The sequence below is a fragment of the Variovorax sp. ISS6 genome, from assembly GCF_056523145.1.
The window spans coordinates 6,526,873-6,541,940 of sequence record NZ_JAWRZC010000001.1 but is presented as its reverse complement, the minus strand read 5'-3'; the positions used below and the strand labels follow the sequence as shown (position 1 = coordinate 6,541,940).

Genomic DNA, 15,068 nt, shown 5'->3' with positions numbered 1-15,068 from the left:
AATCTAGCCATGGCCATGCGTACTCACTATTGCGGTCTCGTGACCGAAGCCCTGTTGGGCCAAACCGTCACCCTTTGCGGCTGGGTCAACCGTCGCCGCGACCACGGCGGCGTGATCTTCATCGACGTGCGCGACCGCGAAGGCTACGTGCAGGTGGTGTGCGACCCGGATCGCGCCTCGACCTTCGCCGTCGCCGAGAACCTGCGCAACGAGTTCTGCGTGCAGATCACGGGCCTCGTGCGCGCACGCCCCGAAGGCACCACCAACGACCAGCTCAAGAGCGGCAAGATCGAAGTGCTGGCGCACGAGCTCAAGGTGCTCAACCCCTCGGTCACGCCGCCGTTCCTGCTCGACGACGACAACCTGTCGGAAACCACGCGCCTCACGCACCGCGTGCTGGACCTGCGCCGCCCGGCGATGCAGCGCAACCTGATGCTGCGCTACAAGGTGACGATGGAAACGCGCAAGTTCCTCGACGCCAACGGCTTCATCGACATCGAGACCCCGATGCTCGGCAAGTCCACGCCCGAAGGCGCGCGCGACTATCTCGTGCCCAGCCGCGTGCACGACGGCAGCTTCTTCGCGCTGCCGCAGTCGCCGCAGCTGTTCAAGCAGCTGCTGATGGTGGCCGGCTACGACCGCTACTACCAGATCGTGAAGTGCTTCCGCGACGAGGACCTGCGCGCCGACCGCCAGCCCGAGTTCACGCAGATCGACATCGAGACCTCGTTCCTCGCCGAGGAAGAGATCCGCGAGATGTTCGAAGGCATGATCCGCAACGTGTTCCGCAACGCCGCGGGCATCGAGCTGCCGGTGTTCCCGACCATGACCTACGGCGAGGCGATGTTCAAGTACGGCTCGGACAAGCCCGACCTGCGCGTGAAGCTCGAATTCACCGAACTCACCGAGCTGATGAAGCGCGTGGAATTCAAGGTGTTCTCGAACGCCGCCACGATGAAGGGCGGCCGCGTGGTCGCGCTGCGCGTGCCGGGCGGCGGTGCCGAGGGCGGCCTGTCGCGCGGCGAGATCGACGCCTACCAGGAGTTCGTGAAGATCTACGGCGCCAAGGGCCTGGCCTACATCAAGATCAACGACGCGGCCGCGGGCCGCGAGGGCCTGCAGAGCCCGATCGTGAAGAACCTCGACGACAACGCGCTGGCCGAGATCATCGCCCGCACCGGCGCGCGCAACGGCGACATCCTGTTCTTCGGCGCCGACAAGGAGAAGGTGGTCAACGACGCCATCGGCGCGCTGCGCGTGAAGATCGGCCACAGCGCCTTCGGCAAGAAGACCGGCCTGTTCGACGACCGCTGGGCACCGCTGTGGGTGGTGGACTTCCCGATGTTCGAGTTCGACGAGGAAGGCCAGCGCTGGAGCGCCGTGCACCACCCGTTCACCGCGCCGAAGGACGGCCATGAGGACCTCATGGACACCGCGCCCGAGAAGTGCATCGCCAAGGCCTACGACATGGTGCTCAACGGCATCGAGATGGGCGGCGGCTCGGTGCGTATCCACCGCGAGGAAGTGCAGAGCAAGGTGTTCCGCGCGCTGAAGATCAGCGCGGAGGACGCGCAGCTCAAGTTCGGCTTCCTGCTCGACGCGCTGCAGTACGGCGCCCCGCCGCACGGCGGCATCGCCATCGGCCTGGACCGCCTCGTCATGCTGATGACCGGCGCCGAGTCGATCCGCGACGTGATCGCCTTCCCGAAGACCCAGCGCGCGCAGGACCTGCTGACGCAGGCGCCGAGCCCGGTCGACGAGAAGCAGCTGCGCGAGCTGCACATCCGGCTGCGCAACGTGCAGCCGCAGCAGGCGGCCTGATCGGCGACAGGGGCACTCGATGAGTGCCCTTTTTTTCTTGTCAGCTTCCTTGCGAAGCCGGTGACATGAAGGAGCTTCGCCCCATGCGGTCTTTCAAGATCCCCCAGTCCGTGCTGGTCGTGATCCACACGCCCGCCCTCGACGTGCTGCTGATCCGCCGCGCCGACGCCGAGACCGAGTTCTGGCAGTCGGTCACGGGCAGCAAGGACGCGGAGGACGAGCCGCTCGCGCTCACGGCCGCGCGCGAGGTCGCGGAGGAGACCGGCATCCTGTGCGGGCAGGGCAGTGCGCTCGCGGCGCAGCTGGTCGACTGGGGCCTGCGCAACGTCTACGAGATCTATCCGCGCTGGCGTGCGCGCTATGCGCCGGGTGTCACGCACAACACCGAGCACCTGTTCGGCCTGTGCGTGCCCGAACGCATCGTGCCGGTGCTGGCGCCGCGCGAGCACACCGACTGGCGCTGGCTGCCGTACCGCGAGGCGGCCGATGCCTGCTTTTCCCCATCGAACGCCGAAGCCATTCTGTTGCTGCCAGAATTTGCGCGATGAACTCGCAGACGCCCAACTTCCGGGTCGCCACCTACAACATCCACAAGGGGGTGCAGGGCATCGGGCCCGCGCGGCGGCTCGAAATCCACAACCTCGGCCACGCCATCGAGCAGCTCGACGCCGACATCGTCTGCCTGCAGGAAGTGCGCAAGATGAACCGCCAGGCCGCGGTGCGATTTCCGCGCTGGCCCGAGCTGCCGCAGGCCGATTTCCTCGCGCCCGAGGGCTACACGGCGGTCTACGAGACCAATGCCGTCACGCGCCACGGCGAGCACGGCAACGCGCTGCTCACGCGCTGGCCCGTGCTGCGCACCAACCACCAGGACATTTCCGACCACCGCTTCGAGCAGCGCGGCCTGCTGCACGTGGTGATGGAGGTCGAAGGGCGGCCGGTGCACGCCATCGTGGTGCACCTCGGGCTGATCAAGGGCAGCCGCGTGCGGCAGGTGGCGCGGCTGCGCGAATTCATCGAGCGCGAAGTACCCGATGGCGAGCCGGTGGTGGTGGCCGGCGACTTCAACGACTGGGGCGCGCGCATGCGCTACGCGATGAACGCCATGGGCCTGCGCGACACCAGCGACCTGCGCGGCCCGCGCACGCTGACCTATCCCTCGCGGCTGCCGGTGGCGCAGCTCGATTTCATCTACGGGCGCGAGCTCGAACCCCTGACCAGCAGCGTGCCGCGCGGCCCGATCTGGGCCCGCATGTCGGACCACCTGCCGCTGGTCACAGATTTCTTGCTGCCGAATTGATAGCAAGGCCCGCAGAAGGGGCGGGCATTCGCGGCCCGAACGGCGGGCATCGATTCACTGGTACGATGGCCCGATGCTGAGGAAAACCGAAGTGGACACGCTCCCCGTTCCCAAAGACGACGACGAGGGCACGCCCGTCTCCGTGAAGATCCGCGAGCGCCTGAACGCGGCGCGCCGGCGCTTCAACGCCAACGACAACATCGCCGAGTTCATCGAACCCGGCGAGCTCGAGGCCCTGCTCGACGAGGTCGAGGTCAAGATGAAGGGCGTGCTCGAGAGCCTGGTCATCGACATCGAGAACGACCACAACACCGACAACACCGCGCGGCGCGTCGCCAAGATGTACGTCAACGAGGTGTTCCGCGGCCGCTACGTGCCGGCGCCGCCGCTGACCGAATTCCCCAATGCCGAGCACCTCAACGAGCTGATGATCGTCGGCCCGATCACGGTGCGCAGCGCCTGCTCGCACCATTTCTGCCCGATCATCGGCAAGCTCTGGATCGGCGTGATGCCCAACGAGCACACCAACGTCATCGGCCTGTCGAAGTACGCGCGCCTCGCCGAATGGGTGATGGGCCGTCCGCAGATCCAGGAAGAGGCCGTGGTGCAGCTGGCCGACCTGATCCAGGAAAAGACCCAGCCCGACGGCCTCGCGCTGGTCATGGAGGCCGAGCACTTCTGCATGGCCTGGCGCGGCGTGAAGGAAATGGACAGCAAGATGATCAATTCCGTGATGCGCGGCGTGTTCCTCAAGGACCCGAGCCTGCGGCGCGAATTCCTGTCCCTCCTGCCCCGAAAGAGCTGACATGCTGGTCCGACTCCTCTACGCCAGCCGCGCCGTCGACACCAGCCCCGCGGCCATCGAGGCGATCCTCACGCAATCGCGCTCGCACAACACGGCCTGCGGCATCACGGGCATCCTCTGCTATGGCGGCGGCACCTTCCTGCAGGCGATCGAAGGCGGCCGCATGGCGATCAGCGAGCTCTACGGCCACATCCAGCGCGATGCGCGCCACAAGGACGTGGTGCTGCTGCACTACGAGGAAATCTTCGAGCGCCGCTTCGGCGGCTGGACCATGGGGCAGGTCAACCTCTCCAAGCTCAACGCCTCCACGCTGCTGAAGTACTCCGAGAAGCCCGAGCTCGACCCGTACAAGGTCTCGGGCAAGGTCTCGCTGGCGCTGCTCGAGGAATTGATGGCCACGGCGGCCATCGTCGGGCGCCACTGAAATGCGTCGGGGGCCTCGGCCCCCTTTTTGTTGCCCGCCGGCCGGCGGGCGAGCGACTTCCCTGATCTGATCCCGTGCCTCTTTCCGCATTCGCGCTGATCCTGCTGGCAGGGCTCATCCACGCGGGCTGGAACATCGTCGCCAAGAAGGCCAACGGCGACGTGCGCTTCAGCTTCCAGACCAGCGTGTTCAACATGCTGATCTGGGCGCCCGTGGGCATCGCGCTGGGCTGGAACGTGGTGCCCCACTGGGGCGCGACCGAGTGGGGCTTCGTCGTGCTCAGCGGCGTGCTGCACATCTTCTATTTCATCGTGCTGCTGCGCGGCTACCGCAAGTCGGACCTCACGGTGGTCTATCCGCTGGCGCGGGGCTCGGGCCCGCTGCTGTCGTCGCTGGTGGCGGTGCTGTTCCTCGGCGAGAAGATCAGTCTCGTGGGCGTGGCGGGCATCCTGGGCGTGGTGGGCGGCGTGTTCCTGGTCGCCGGTGGCCCGAAGCTCTGGCACAAGGCGCACGACCCGGCGCAGCGCGAACGCGTGCACAAGGGCATCCGCTACGGCGTGCTGACCGGCGGCTTCATCGCGGCCTACACCGTGGCCGACAGCTACGCCGTCAAGTTCCTCGCGATGTCGCCGATCCTGCTCGACTACTTCGGCAACCTCGTGCGGCTGGTGCTGCTGCTGCCGGCCGCGCTGCACGATCGCGCCACCACCGCGCGCATGTGGCGCGCGCAGTGGAAGTACGCGCTGGTGGTGGCGGCCGTGAGCCCGGTGTCGTACGTGCTGGTGCTCTACGCGGTACAGCAGGCGCCGATCTCGCACGTGGCGCCCGCGCGCGAGGTGTCGATGCTGTTCGCGGCGCTGATCGGCGGCCACCTGCTGCGCGAGGGCGACCGGCTGCTGCGCCTGCTGGGCGCGCTCTTCATCGCCGCGGGCGTGGTGGCGCTCGCGCTGGGCTGAGCCATGGGCGCGACGCTGCCGGCCCCGGTGGTGCTGTTCGGCTGCGACTTCTCGAGCGCTCCGACCGCGCGCAAGCCGATCGTGGTCGCCACCGGCGAATCGATGCCCGATGGCGTCCTGGCGCTGCGCGAGCTGCAGCGCTTCAGCACGCTCGAGGCCTGGAGCCGCTGGCTGCACGCCACGCCGGCCTGGGTCGGCGGGTTCGACTTCCCGTTCAGCCTGCCGCGCGAGCTGGTCGAACACCTGGGCTGGCCGCTGCACTTCGAGCCGCTGATCGCGCACTACGCCGCGCTCACCCGCGCCGAGATCCGCGAGACCTTCGCGGCCTTCTGCGCCGCGCGGCCGGTGGGCGGGAAATTCGCGCATCGCGCCACCGATGCGCCCGCGGGTTCCAGCCCGTCGATGAAGTGGGTCAATCCGCCGGTGGCCTTCATGCTGCACGCCGGGGTGCCGCCGCTGCTCGCGGCCGGTGCGCATCTGCCGGGGCTGCGCGCGGTGCAGCCGGCCGATCGGGTGGCGCTCGAGGCCTATCCCGGGCTGCTGGCGCGCGAGCTCGTCGGCCGTCGCAGCTACAAGAGCGACGAGCTCGCCAGGCAGACGCCCGAGCGCCGTGACGTGCGGGTCGAATTGCTGGCCGCGCTCGAGGCCGGCCGCACGCGGCTCGGCCTGCGCCTCGAGCTCTCGCCCGGGCGGCGCCGCGAGCTGCTCGACGACCCGCGCGGCGACGACCTCGATGCCGTGCTGTGCCTGATGCAGGCGGCCTGGGGCTTGCAGCGCGCGGACAGCGCGGGCCCTGGCTACGGACTGCCCGCGGGCCTCGATCCGCTCGAGGGCTGGATCGTCTCCGCCTGACCCCGGCCGGCCCCGGTTGTCCTACAGCGCTTTGCGCCCCCGTCGTGGCGTGGCTCACAGGTCGCGTCGCTAGATTGAAGTCATGGGCCGCCGGCTCATGCGCCCAGTCTCCGGGCGCTTCGTGACCGCATCAGGAAGGACATCGCAATGAACAAGGATCAAGTGGAAGGCCGCGTCGACCAGGCCAAGGGCAAGATCAAGGAAGTCGCCGGCAAGGTCGTCGGCAACGAGAAGCTCCAGGGCGAGGGCATCGCCGACCAGGCCGCCGGCAAGGTGCAGAGCACCTACGGCGACGTGAAGGAAAAGGCCAAGGACGCCATCAAGTCCGGCGCCGACAAGCTCTGATGCAACATGGCTGCGGCCCGCGGGCGCGCAGCCATTTTTCTTTTCATTCCATCGATGTGGAGGTTCCCATGACCATCTCGATACAGCCGTCCGCCTCGCGCACGCGCACCTGGCTTGCCGTGCTGGCGATCGCAGGCGGCAGCCTCGCGCTCGCCGCCTGCGACAGGAACGATGGCCGCACCGCCGGCGAGAAGCTCGACAGCGCGGTGGCGCGCACGGGCCAGGCCGTCGACACCGCGCGCGACAAGACCGTGCAGATGGCCGAGGAGGCCAAGGCCAAGATCGATTCGCAGAGCGTGAAGGACGGCGCAGCCAATGCGAAGGAAGCCGTGAAGGACGCCGGTACCGCCGTGGCGAACACGGTGGACGACGCGGCCATCACAGCCGCCATCTCGGCCGGCCTGGCGAAGGATCCCGACCTCAGCGCCATCAAGATCGACGTCGACACCAAGGCCGGCGCCGTGAGCCTGCAGGGACCTGCACCGAGCGCCGCCGCCAAGGAGCGCGCCGAGCAGATCGCCAAGGGCGTGCAGGGCGTGACCTCGGTCGACAACCGGCTCGAGGTGAAGGGCTGAGTTTCCGGACCCGCTTTTCCGGCTCCCCCAAAAAGAAAGCCCGGCATGCCGGGCTTTCTCTTGGGTGGCTGCTGGGTCAGTGGCCCAGCCAGTCCTTCAGTTCATCGGCATGCTCTTCCTCGTCCGAGAGGATGTCCTCGAGCATGCGGCGGGTGGTCGGGTCCTTGTCGCCGATCAGGTTGATCATCTGGCGGTACGACTCGACCGCGATGCGCTCGGCCACGAGGTTGGCGCGCACCATGGCCTGCAGGTCGGTCGATTCGTCGTAGCCGGCATGGCTGCGTTCGCGCAGGTGTTCGGGCGCGAAATCGGGCTCGCCACCCAGTTGCACGATGCGCTCGGCGATGCGGTCGGCATGCGCCGATTCCTCGTTGGCATGCACGAGGAATTCGTCGGCGATGGCCGGCGATTCCACGCCGTTGGCGGTGAAGTAGTGGCGCTTGTAGCGCAGCACGCAGACCAGCTCGGTGGCGAGCGCGTCGTTCAGCAGCTTGACGATGTCGTCGCGCCACGGACCGTAGGCCGGGGTGACGGCGCCGTCGTCGAGGCTCTTGGCCGCGGCGTCGAGGCCCTTCTGGTCCAGCACCAGGTGCTGATGGTCCTTTGCCGGAGTGGAGGCATTGGCTTTCATGGGGGATCCTTTCGTGGGGGAGTTGTTTTCTGCTGCATGAGCGTGTTCACGATGTCGGCCAGGTCGGAAGTCTTGAGCACCGCCGCCAGCACCGCCGTCACCGACAGCAGCCGCCAGGGCCTGACCAGCACCACCACCGCGCCGGTGGCGGCGGCGATCGCCATCAGCTTGGCCGGCTCCTTGCGCGCATAGCGTTCGAGCAGCGGCCGCGCCAGCTGGCCCGCCGCATGCGCCGGATGGCGGCGCCACCAGCGCTCGGCCATGCTGCGCGCGACCGAGGCCCAGATGCGGGCATTGCCGCCGCGGCCGCCGCCCGGATCGTGCGCGCGCTGGCCTTCGAAGGCGGCGCCGGCATCGTCGGGGTCGGATGGCGCGAAGGCCGCCTCGGCATCGCGCCGGGCGCGTTCCTGCTGCGGCGTGCGGTGCTCCGGCTCGGGATCGCGGCCGCCGTTGAGCTCGCGCACCAGCGCGCGGCGCGACAGCGCCAGCCGTTCCTTCGGCGTCAGCAGGGCGCGGGGATCAGTGCCGGCCATGGCGGCCTCCGGCTTCGTGAAGGGCCTGCAGGTCGGCGTCGACCTGCGCACGCAGATCGTCGAACCCATGGGCGATGAAGGGACGGGATGCGATCCAGGCGCAGATCGCGGCGATCACGAGCGCCACGCCGGGGACCGCGACCAGCACCCAATGAAAGCTGCCGTGCAGCACGCCCAGCAGCACCGCCACGCCGATGAGTCCCAGCGCCAGCACGAAGGTGGCTGCGGCCAGGATACCCGCGACGATGCGGGCGATCAGCCCGCGGGCCGCGGTGCCCGACTCCTGCCGGACCAGGGCCGCGTAGTTGGCGATGTGTTCGGCGATGAGCTCCGGATGCCCGAGCACCGTGGAAAAGATCGGATGAAGCATGGTGCTGCGGAGCGGAGCCGATGCTTCAGTCGATCAATAGTCGTCCCGACGGCGGCTGGCCAGCACGATCAGTGCGGTGATGGCGGCACCGGCCGCGGCGGCGATCAGCACCGAGCGCACGGGCTGGTCGGAGATGTAGCGGCCGGTCACGTCGGCGGCCTGCTCGAGGCGGCGCTGCGCGCGCGCGCTGGTGGTCGAGGCGGCATCGAGGCCGCGCTGCACGGCCTGCTGCACGCGCGCCGCCAGTTGCTCGACCGCCGGTTCCGCGTCGCGACGCAGCTCGCGGACCTTTTCGCCCGCCGCATTCACCGCATTCTGTGCATAGGCGCGCGTGGTATCGACAGCGTCGTTGGCGGTCTGGCGTGCGTCGTCGGCGAGTTGCTGGGGGGTCTTGGTCGTGTTCATGAAAAGTCCTTTCCGGGAATGAATTGCGAGAGCCTGTGGATCGTACCGACGCTACTTGCTTCGTAGCAAGCCGGCCAGGAAGCTCGCGATGGCGAGCACCGCGAAGATCACGAAAAGGATCTTGGCGATACCGACGGCGCTGGCGGCGATACCGCCGAAGCCGAACAAGGCGGCGATCAGCGCGATGACCAGAAAGACCACTGCGTAGTGCAACATGCGGAACTCCTTGGAGGCTGCCCTCGTTGTTGGAAAAGCCGCGTGTCCGAGGAGGAGGAACACGGCATGGACAGACCTTAAGGGCCGGCCCATGGCGGACCTGTCAGTGACAGGGGGGGCGGGGCGTAGGAGATGGCCGAGTCCGCCCGGCGGCCCTGGAAATCGCGTGAATTCCGGCACGGATGCGCCCGCGCGGGGGGGCGTGGTCCGGGCCTATGCCACCGGCAGCATCGCCGCGATGCGCGTGCCGTGCCCGGGCGTCGATGCCACCGTGAGCTTGCCGCGCGCGGCCTCCACGCGGTGGCGCATGCCGGCCAGGCCGTGCGTCGACGGGCGCATCTTCTGGGCGTCGAAGCCCTTGCCGTTGTCGAGCACCTCGACCACCACGTGCGTGTCGTGGTTCTTCATCGCGATCGTGGCCTCGGTGGCCTCGGCGTACTTGCCGATGTTGGTGAGGCTCTCCTGCACCATCCGGTAGATGGTGAGCTGGCGCGACTCGTCGGTGCTGACCGGCTCCAGCTGCATGTCGACGCGAATGCCCGAGCGCTCGCCGAACTCGCGCCCGAGGATCTCGAGCGAGGCCACCAGCCCGAGGTTGGCCAGGGACGACGGGCGCAGGTCCTCGATGATGCGGCGCTTGAGCGCGATGCCGCTGTTGAGCAGCTCGGTCAGATGCTGCAGCCGCTGGATCGCATCGGGCGCGTCGGCCAGCCGCGACTTCAGCCGCGCCACGTCGAGCTTGGCGGCGGTCAGCAGCGAACCCAGCTCGTCGTGCAGCTCGCGCGCCAGGAAGCCGCGCTCGGTCTCGCGCACGTCCTGCAGGTGGGTCGCCAGCTCGGCCAGCGAGGCGGTGCGCTCGCGCACCTCGTCCTCCAGGGCATTGCGCTCGCGCTGCAGGGTCTCCTGCTGGCGCTCGCCGATCGAGCGCAGCACGTGCGTCTGGCGCAGGTACAGAAAGAAGGCGAACAGGGCGGCCAGCGCCACGATGCTGGTGCCGAAGCGCGCCAGCCGCAGCGACAGCATCACCTGGGTCTGGCTGTCGTGCAGGGTCTTGTTGCTGAGTTCCACCAGGCCCCGGGCCTTCTCGCGGATGGCATCCATTTCCTCGCGGCCGACGTCGGTGGTGATGACGAACTTCCAGGCGTCCTCCTTGCCGTCCGAGCGCAGGCGCACGCTCATGTCCATCTCGGACACCTTGCGCAGCACGTGTTTCGACAGCTCGGCCAGCTGGGCCGTCTCGGCCGGCCGGCCGGCGTACTGCTCGCGCAGGCTCGCCAGGTTGCCGTCGATCTGCTTGATGGCGTTGTCGTAGGGCTGCCGGTAGGCGGCTTCCCCTGTCAGCAGATAGCCGCGCTGGCCCGTTTCGGCATCGAGGATGTTCTGCAGCAGCTGGTTGAGCACGCTGCGCACCTTCTGCGCGGCGTCGATCTCGGCCAGGGCGATACTGGACTGCCGGTAGCCCGCCTCGTTGATGCCGACGAGCGCCAGCGCCGCCAGTGCGGCGAGCAGCAGGCTCAAGGCCATTTTTGGGAACGCTAGCCAACGCATGAAACTTTTGGATCCGCTTTCAAGACAAGATCGTGAATAATTGACAACGATCAGGGAACCGGCATGTTGCGGCCCGCGGACCGGCAACACAACGACGAAAGTAACAGATGATCAAAATTGGAATTGTGGACGACCACGCCATCGTGCGATCGGGCCTCAGGCAGTTCTTCTCCGAGCACGTGGATCTGCGCGTGGCCGGCGAGGCCGCCAGCGGTCGCGAGGCGATCGAGCTCGTGCGCACCACCGAGCTCGACGTGCTGGTGATGGACCTGTCGATGCCGGGCCAGAGCGGGATCGATGCGCTCGCCATGATCCGTGCCAAGGCGCCCGACGTCGGCATCCTGATCCTGAGCGGGTACCCCGAGGAGCACTACGCGATGAACCTGATCCGGCAGGGCGCGAGCGGCTACCTCAACAAGGAGTGCGATCCGATGGAGATCGTCAACGCGATCCGCACCATCGCGCTGGGCCGCCGCTACATCACCCCGGCCGTGGCCGAACTGCTGGCCCGCCAGCTCGACCGCAAGGACGACGCCGCGCCGCACGAGCAGCTCTCGGAGCGCGAGTTCCAGGTGTTCCTGAAGCTGGCCAAGGGCGAGACCGCGGGCGACATCGCCAAGACGCTGTCGCTGTCGGTGAAGACCGTGAGCACCTACCGCACGCGGCTGATGGAAAAGATGAACCTCTCCTCCAACAGCGACCTCACGTACTACGCCCTCAAGAACAAGCTGATCGACTGAGAAAGCCACCGTTCGCGCCGGGCCTCAGCCCGGCTCCGGTGGCTGCAGCGCCACCGCGCGCAGGCAGAAATCGACCAGCGCGTCGATCTCGTTGGACTTGTCGAACACCGCGTCCACGCCGAACTGCGCACAACGCCTGCGGATGTCGGGCGTCGCATAGTTGCTGAGCACCACCACCTTCTGTTCGGGGCGCCGCTCGGTGCAGGCCTTCAGCACGCCCAGCCCGCTGCCCTGCTTGAGAAAGAGATCGACCACCGCGAGGTTCCAGTCGGCGGCATGCGTGCGCAGCCATTCGACCGCGTGGTCTTCGGTTTCCGCGTAGCCGATCACCACGGTGCGCGCCAGTTCTTCCAGGGTGCCGATGAGGTTTTCACGGATCGTGAGGTTGTCCTCGACGATGTAGGTCTTCAATCTGGAATCCATGACGAACCGCGCTTCCTCCGACGTTGCCCGAATGATGTGGGCCGCGGCGCCCGCCGTGTTCTCGTGGCTGGCGGCGGCTGGACCGGGCTCTGGACGATGAGGCCTCCCTGCCGCGCATCATGCAGGGTTCAGTGCGAGGCATCTGTAGGCGGGTTCCGACGCCCCCGCAGGCGAGGGCCCTGGCGTCGCTCGGCGCGCGGTAGGTGATGCCGCACGTGGGTTGCGGCCCTGCGCCGACCTGGACGGCGCGCGCGATGCGGTCATCATGCAGCCATGGCGATGGATTCCACCCGCACCACCCTACCGCGCAGATTTCCGCTGTGGCAGAAGCTGATCGTGCTGCTGCTCGCGCTGCTCGCGGCGTTGGTGATCGCCATCCTGTTCTTTCCCTGGGACGTGCTGCGCGAGCCGGTCAACCGCTACGTGAGCGAGAAGACCGGCCGCAAGTTCGAGATCACGCGCCGGCTCGACGTCGATCTCGGCTGGCGCCGCGCCACCGTCAAGTTCGACGGCATCGAGTTCGCCAACCCCTCGTGGGCGCGTGACCCCTACCTCGTGAAGGCCGAGCGCGCCGAGTTCGACATCCGCCTCTGGCCGCTGGTGTCGCGCCGCATCGAGATCCCGCGGCTGGTGCTCGCCTCGCCCACCGTGGGCCTGCAGATGGAAGCCGACGGCCGGCGCACCTGGGCCTTCGGCAAGGACACCTCCGACGCCGGCACCGCGCCCACCATCGGCACCATCGAGGTCGATGGCGGCGCCATCGACTTCCTGGCCAAGCACCTGGGCGTGGACATCCATGCCGATGTCAGCTACGACACCGCGCGCGGCGCGCTGCCGGTGCGCTACCGAATCAAGGGCCGCTACAAGGGCCAGCCGCTCACGGCCCAGGGCCGCACCGGCAACGTGATGCAGATCAACGCGGCCGGCGCGCCGCCGTTCCCGCTCGAGATCGACGCGGCCGCGGGTCAGACCAAGCTCAAGGCGGGCGGCACCGTGGGCTCGCTCGCCGACCTCGACGGCATCGATGCGAAGTTCGACATCCGTGGCCAGACCCTGGGCGCGCTGTTCCCGCTGCTGGGCATCGCGCTGCCGCAGACCTCGCCCTACGCGGTGCGCGGCAATCTCAGCAAGCGCGGCAGCCTGTGGGAGGCCAAGGCGCTGCAGGGCAAGCTGGGCCTGTCCGACATCGCGGGCGACATGCGCTTCGACCAGGCGACCCAGGTGCCCTACCTCGCGGGCGAACTGCGCTCCAAGGTGATGGACATGGACGACCTCGGCCCGCTGATCGGCCTGCCGCCGACCGCGCGCACCGCCGCCACCGTCGAGGGCGTGGCGCCGCCGCCGACCGTGACCCAGGTCAAGCGCCCGGGCGGCAAGGTGCTGCCGACCGCGCCGCTGGACTTCGAGCGCCTGCGCGCGATGAATGCCGACGTGAAGTACACGGCCGAGCGCATCCGCAACGTGCGCGACGTCCCGCTCGACAGCGGCAGCGTGCAGGTCAAGCTCAAGGACGGCGTGCTCACGCTCGATCCGCTGCTGCTCGGCGTGGCCGGCGGCAAGCTGGGCGGCGCGATCCGCATCGACGGCTCGAAGAACCCGGCCGACATCCGCGCCGCGCTCGACGTGCGCGCGATGCAGCTCGCGCGGCTGTTCCCCAAGCTCGAGACCACCGGCAACAGCCTGGGCCGGCTCGACGGCCGCATCAACCTCTCGGGCTCGGGCAGCACGGTCGCCAACTGGCTCGGCGGCGCTTCGGGCGACGTGGCGGTGCTGGCCGGCCGCGGCCAGTTCGGCAACCTGCTGCCGGTGTTCGCGACGCTGGTGGGCGGCGACATCCTCAAGTTCCTGCTGCGCGGCGACCGCGACGTCGAACTGCGCTGCGCGGCCGTGGCTTTCGACGTGAACAAGGGGCTGGCGACCGGCCGCACGCTGATGGTCGACACCACCAACGCGCTGTTCACGGCCACGGGGCAGGCCAATTTCGCCACCGAGGGGCTGGACTTCGTGGTCCACCAGGAGCCCAAGAGCAAGAGCCTGCTGTCGATCCGCACGCCGCTGGTGGTCAGCGGCAGCTTCGGCGATCCCAAGGGCGGGCTGCAGGTCGGGCCGCTGGCGGGCCGTGGGCTGGCTGCGCTGGCGCTGGGCGCGGTCAATCCGCTGCTGGCGCTGGCCGCGACCATCGAGACCGGTCCCGGCGAGGATTCCGACTGCAAGGCGGTGCTGGCCCAGGCGAACAAGCCGACCGCCGGTGCCGCCGCCAACGGTGCGGCACGGGCCAAGGGCGCGAAGCAGCAGCCCTGACCCCGAGCGGGGCTAGGGTGCGGGGCGGTGCGCCGCGCAGACGCCGCAATGCGGATCGCGCGCCACGCGAAGCGTGTCGAACGAAGCGCTGCGCCCGTCGAACATCAGCAGCCGGCCCGCCAGCGACGGCCCGATGCCCGCGAGCAGCTTGAGCGCCTCGAGCGCCTGCAGGGTGCCGATGGTGCCGACCACCGGCCCGAACACCCCGAGCACCGCGCACAGCGTCTCCTCGAAGGCCGCGTCGGGCGGGAACAGGCAGGCATAGCAGGGCGAGGCCGGATCGCGCACGTCGTATACGCTGAGCTGCCCGTCGAAGCGGATCGCGGCCCCCGCCACCAGCGGCTTGCCGTGCGCCACGCAGGCGCGGTTGACGGCCTGGCGCGTCACGAAGTTGTCGGTGCAGTCGAGCACCACGTCGGCCGCCGCGACCAGCGCCGACAGCTGGTCGGCGTCGGGGCGCAGCACGTGGGTCTCGATGGCGATGCCGGGATTGATGTCGCGCATGGCCTGCGCCGCCGACGCCACCTTGGGCTGGCCCACGCGCGCCTCGGTGTGGGCGACCTGGCGCTGCAGGTTGGTGAGGTCGACCTCGTCGTCGTCGACCAGCACGATGCGCCCCACGCCCGCCGCCGCGAGGTAGAGCACGGCCGGCGATCCCAGCCCGCCGGCACCGATCACCAGCACCCGGCCGGCGCTCACGCGCGCCTGGCCATCGATGCCGAATTCCTCGAGCAGGATGTGGCGCGAATAGCGCAGCAGGTCGTCGTCTTCGTTCATGGCGGGGAGAAAGCAAAAGGGACCGGTCTGGCCGGTCCCCTGCGGT

19 protein-coding genes are annotated in these 15,068 nt (G+C 68.7%); 11 read left to right on the top strand and 8 right to left on the bottom strand.

Annotated elements, in window-relative coordinates; translation table 11 throughout:
- The first annotated feature begins 9 nt into the window (after window positions 1–9).
- The 9 genes from aspS to AC1HIL_RS30140 all read left to right on the top strand — a co-directional run bounded on the left by aspS (window position 10) and on the right by AC1HIL_RS30140 (window position 7,078).
- Window positions 10–1,821, top strand: a complete 1,812-nt coding sequence (gene aspS, locus AC1HIL_RS30180) for an aspartate--tRNA ligase (protein ID WP_209541736.1) — start codon at window positions 10–12, stop codon at window positions 1,819–1,821.
- A gap of 83 nt (window positions 1,822–1,904) precedes the next feature.
- Window positions 1,905–2,369 carry a dihydroneopterin triphosphate diphosphatase gene (nudB, locus tag AC1HIL_RS30175; RefSeq protein ID WP_479670720.1) on the top strand — a complete coding sequence of 155 codons (465 nt, stop codon included), beginning with the start codon at window positions 1,905–1,907 and terminating at the stop codon, window positions 2,367–2,369.
- On the top strand, window positions 2,366–3,121 hold the full coding sequence (locus AC1HIL_RS30170; protein WP_057592053.1) for an endonuclease/exonuclease/phosphatase family protein: 756 nt from the start codon (window positions 2,366–2,368) through the stop codon (window positions 3,119–3,121). The genes nudB and AC1HIL_RS30170 overlap by 4 nt, the downstream gene beginning before the upstream one ends.
- A 73-nt stretch (window positions 3,122–3,194) precedes the next feature.
- Complete coding sequence (gene folE, locus AC1HIL_RS30165) at window positions 3,195–3,926, top strand: GTP cyclohydrolase I (RefSeq protein ID WP_057592052.1); 732 nt, start codon at window positions 3,195–3,197, stop codon at window positions 3,924–3,926.
- Window position 3,927: 1 nt separating this feature from the next.
- Complete coding sequence (locus tag AC1HIL_RS30160; protein WP_057592051.1) at window positions 3,928–4,350, top strand: BLUF domain-containing protein; 423 nt, start codon at window positions 3,928–3,930, stop codon at window positions 4,348–4,350.
- Window positions 4,351–4,424: 74 nt separating this feature from the next.
- Window positions 4,425–5,306 (top strand): EamA family transporter, encoded by an 882-nt coding sequence (locus tag AC1HIL_RS30155; RefSeq protein WP_261213982.1) that lies wholly within the window; start codon window positions 4,425–4,427, stop codon window positions 5,304–5,306.
- A gap of 3 nt (window positions 5,307–5,309) precedes the next feature.
- Window positions 5,310–6,158, top strand: a complete 849-nt coding sequence (locus AC1HIL_RS30150) for a DUF429 domain-containing protein (protein WP_479670719.1) — start codon at window positions 5,310–5,312, stop codon at window positions 6,156–6,158.
- 147 nt (window positions 6,159–6,305) lie between these two features.
- Entirely contained in the window at window positions 6,306–6,503 is a 198-nt protein-coding gene (locus AC1HIL_RS30145; RefSeq protein WP_057592048.1) for a CsbD family protein, read from the top strand.
- A gap of 68 nt (window positions 6,504–6,571) precedes the next feature.
- Window positions 6,572–7,078: a BON domain-containing protein gene (locus AC1HIL_RS30140; RefSeq protein ID WP_479670718.1), complete on the top strand. Its 507-nt coding sequence runs from the start codon at window positions 6,572–6,574 to the stop codon at window positions 7,076–7,078.
- A gap of 76 nt (window positions 7,079–7,154) precedes the next feature.
- On the opposite strand, the gene AC1HIL_RS30135 is transcribed toward AC1HIL_RS30140, so the two are convergent.
- From AC1HIL_RS30135 to AC1HIL_RS30110, 6 genes are all read right to left on the bottom strand, one after another.
- Window positions 7,155–7,709 carry a ferritin-like domain-containing protein gene (locus AC1HIL_RS30135; protein WP_261213976.1) on the bottom strand — a complete coding sequence of 185 codons (555 nt, stop codon included), beginning with the start codon at window positions 7,707–7,709 and terminating at the stop codon, window positions 7,155–7,157.
- A complete protein-coding gene (locus AC1HIL_RS30130; protein WP_261213974.1) occupies window positions 7,706–8,242 on the bottom strand; it encodes a hypothetical protein in 537 nt (178 codons plus the stop codon). Before AC1HIL_RS30130 ends, AC1HIL_RS30135 begins: the two co-directional genes overlap by 4 nt.
- On the bottom strand, window positions 8,229–8,612 hold the full coding sequence (locus AC1HIL_RS30125) for a hypothetical protein (RefSeq protein ID WP_479670717.1): 384 nt from the start codon (window positions 8,610–8,612) through the stop codon (window positions 8,229–8,231). The genes AC1HIL_RS30130 and AC1HIL_RS30125 overlap by 14 nt, the downstream gene beginning before the upstream one ends.
- Before the next feature lie 33 nt (window positions 8,613–8,645).
- Complete coding sequence (locus tag AC1HIL_RS30120; RefSeq protein WP_057592043.1) at window positions 8,646–9,017, bottom strand: hypothetical protein; 372 nt, start codon at window positions 9,015–9,017, stop codon at window positions 8,646–8,648.
- Window positions 9,018–9,068: 51 nt separating this feature from the next.
- Entirely contained in the window at window positions 9,069–9,233 is a 165-nt protein-coding gene (locus AC1HIL_RS30115) for a DUF1328 domain-containing protein (RefSeq protein ID WP_082321940.1), read from the bottom strand.
- A gap of 213 nt (window positions 9,234–9,446) precedes the next feature.
- The gene (locus AC1HIL_RS30110) at window positions 9,447–10,757 is read right to left on the bottom strand and encodes a CHASE3 domain-containing protein (RefSeq protein WP_057592042.1); all 1,311 of its coding nucleotides are present in this window, start codon (window positions 10,755–10,757) and stop codon (window positions 9,447–9,449) included.
- A 131-nt stretch (window positions 10,758–10,888) separates the two neighbouring features.
- Between AC1HIL_RS30110 and AC1HIL_RS30105 the strand changes: the two genes are divergently transcribed.
- Window positions 10,889–11,521: a response regulator gene (locus AC1HIL_RS30105; protein WP_057592041.1), complete on the top strand. Its 633-nt coding sequence runs from the start codon at window positions 10,889–10,891 to the stop codon at window positions 11,519–11,521.
- Window positions 11,522–11,545: 24 nt separating this feature from the next.
- On the opposite strand, the gene AC1HIL_RS30100 is transcribed toward AC1HIL_RS30105, so the two are convergent.
- Window positions 11,546–11,944, bottom strand: coding sequence for a response regulator (locus tag AC1HIL_RS30100; protein WP_057592040.1), 399 nt, complete (start codon window positions 11,942–11,944; stop codon window positions 11,546–11,548).
- 279 nt (window positions 11,945–12,223) lie between these two features.
- Here AC1HIL_RS30100 and AC1HIL_RS30095 point away from each other — a divergent pair, with 279 nt between their 5' ends.
- Complete coding sequence (locus tag AC1HIL_RS30095) at window positions 12,224–14,245, top strand: AsmA family protein (RefSeq protein ID WP_479670716.1); 2,022 nt, start codon at window positions 12,224–12,226, stop codon at window positions 14,243–14,245.
- Window positions 14,246–14,257: 12 nt separating this feature from the next.
- Here AC1HIL_RS30095 and AC1HIL_RS30090 read toward each other — a convergent pair whose 3' ends face one another.
- Window positions 14,258–15,022 (bottom strand): HesA/MoeB/ThiF family protein, encoded by a 765-nt coding sequence (locus AC1HIL_RS30090; RefSeq protein ID WP_296742399.1) that lies wholly within the window; start codon window positions 15,020–15,022, stop codon window positions 14,258–14,260.
- Window positions 15,023–15,068 lie beyond the last annotated feature (46 nt).

Excerpts from the sequence above, each read along its gene's own strand:
- aspS (WP_209541736.1), top strand. The coding sequence starts at position 10 with ATGGCCATGCGTACTCACTATTGCGGTCTCGTGACCGAAGCCCTGTTG.
- nudB (WP_479670720.1), top strand. The coding sequence starts at position 1,905 with ATGCGGTCTTTCAAGATCCCCCAGTCCGTGCTGGTCGTGATCCACACG.
- AC1HIL_RS30170 (WP_057592053.1), top strand. The coding sequence starts at position 2,366 with ATGAACTCGCAGACGCCCAACTTCCGGGTCGCCACCTACAACATCCAC.
- folE (WP_057592052.1), top strand. The coding sequence starts at position 3,195 with ATGCTGAGGAAAACCGAAGTGGACACGCTCCCCGTTCCCAAAGACGAC.
- AC1HIL_RS30160 (WP_057592051.1), top strand. The coding sequence starts at position 3,928 with ATGCTGGTCCGACTCCTCTACGCCAGCCGCGCCGTCGACACCAGCCCC.
- AC1HIL_RS30150 (WP_479670719.1), top strand. The coding sequence starts at position 5,310 with ATGGGCGCGACGCTGCCGGCCCCGGTGGTGCTGTTCGGCTGCGACTTC.
- AC1HIL_RS30145 (WP_057592048.1), top strand. The coding sequence starts at position 6,306 with ATGAACAAGGATCAAGTGGAAGGCCGCGTCGACCAGGCCAAGGGCAAG.
- AC1HIL_RS30140 (WP_479670718.1), top strand. The coding sequence starts at position 6,572 with ATGACCATCTCGATACAGCCGTCCGCCTCGCGCACGCGCACCTGGCTT.
- AC1HIL_RS30135 (WP_261213976.1), bottom strand. The coding sequence starts at position 7,709 with ATGAAAGCCAATGCCTCCACTCCGGCAAAGGACCATCAGCACCTGGTG.
- AC1HIL_RS30130 (WP_261213974.1), bottom strand. The coding sequence starts at position 8,242 with ATGGCCGGCACTGATCCCCGCGCCCTGCTGACGCCGAAGGAACGGCTG.
- AC1HIL_RS30125 (WP_479670717.1), bottom strand. The coding sequence starts at position 8,612 with ATGCTTCATCCGATCTTTTCCACGGTGCTCGGGCATCCGGAGCTCATC.
- AC1HIL_RS30120 (WP_057592043.1), bottom strand. The coding sequence starts at position 9,017 with ATGAACACGACCAAGACCCCCCAGCAACTCGCCGACGACGCACGCCAG.
- AC1HIL_RS30115 (WP_082321940.1), bottom strand. The coding sequence starts at position 9,233 with ATGTTGCACTACGCAGTGGTCTTTCTGGTCATCGCGCTGATCGCCGCC.
- AC1HIL_RS30110 (WP_057592042.1), bottom strand. The coding sequence starts at position 10,757 with ATGGCCTTGAGCCTGCTGCTCGCCGCACTGGCGGCGCTGGCGCTCGTC.
- AC1HIL_RS30105 (WP_057592041.1), top strand. The coding sequence starts at position 10,889 with ATGATCAAAATTGGAATTGTGGACGACCACGCCATCGTGCGATCGGGC.
- AC1HIL_RS30100 (WP_057592040.1), bottom strand. The coding sequence starts at position 11,944 with ATGGATTCCAGATTGAAGACCTACATCGTCGAGGACAACCTCACGATC.
- AC1HIL_RS30095 (WP_479670716.1), top strand. The coding sequence starts at position 12,224 with ATGGATTCCACCCGCACCACCCTACCGCGCAGATTTCCGCTGTGGCAG.
- AC1HIL_RS30090 (WP_296742399.1), bottom strand. The coding sequence starts at position 15,022 with ATGAACGAAGACGACGACCTGCTGCGCTATTCGCGCCACATCCTGCTC.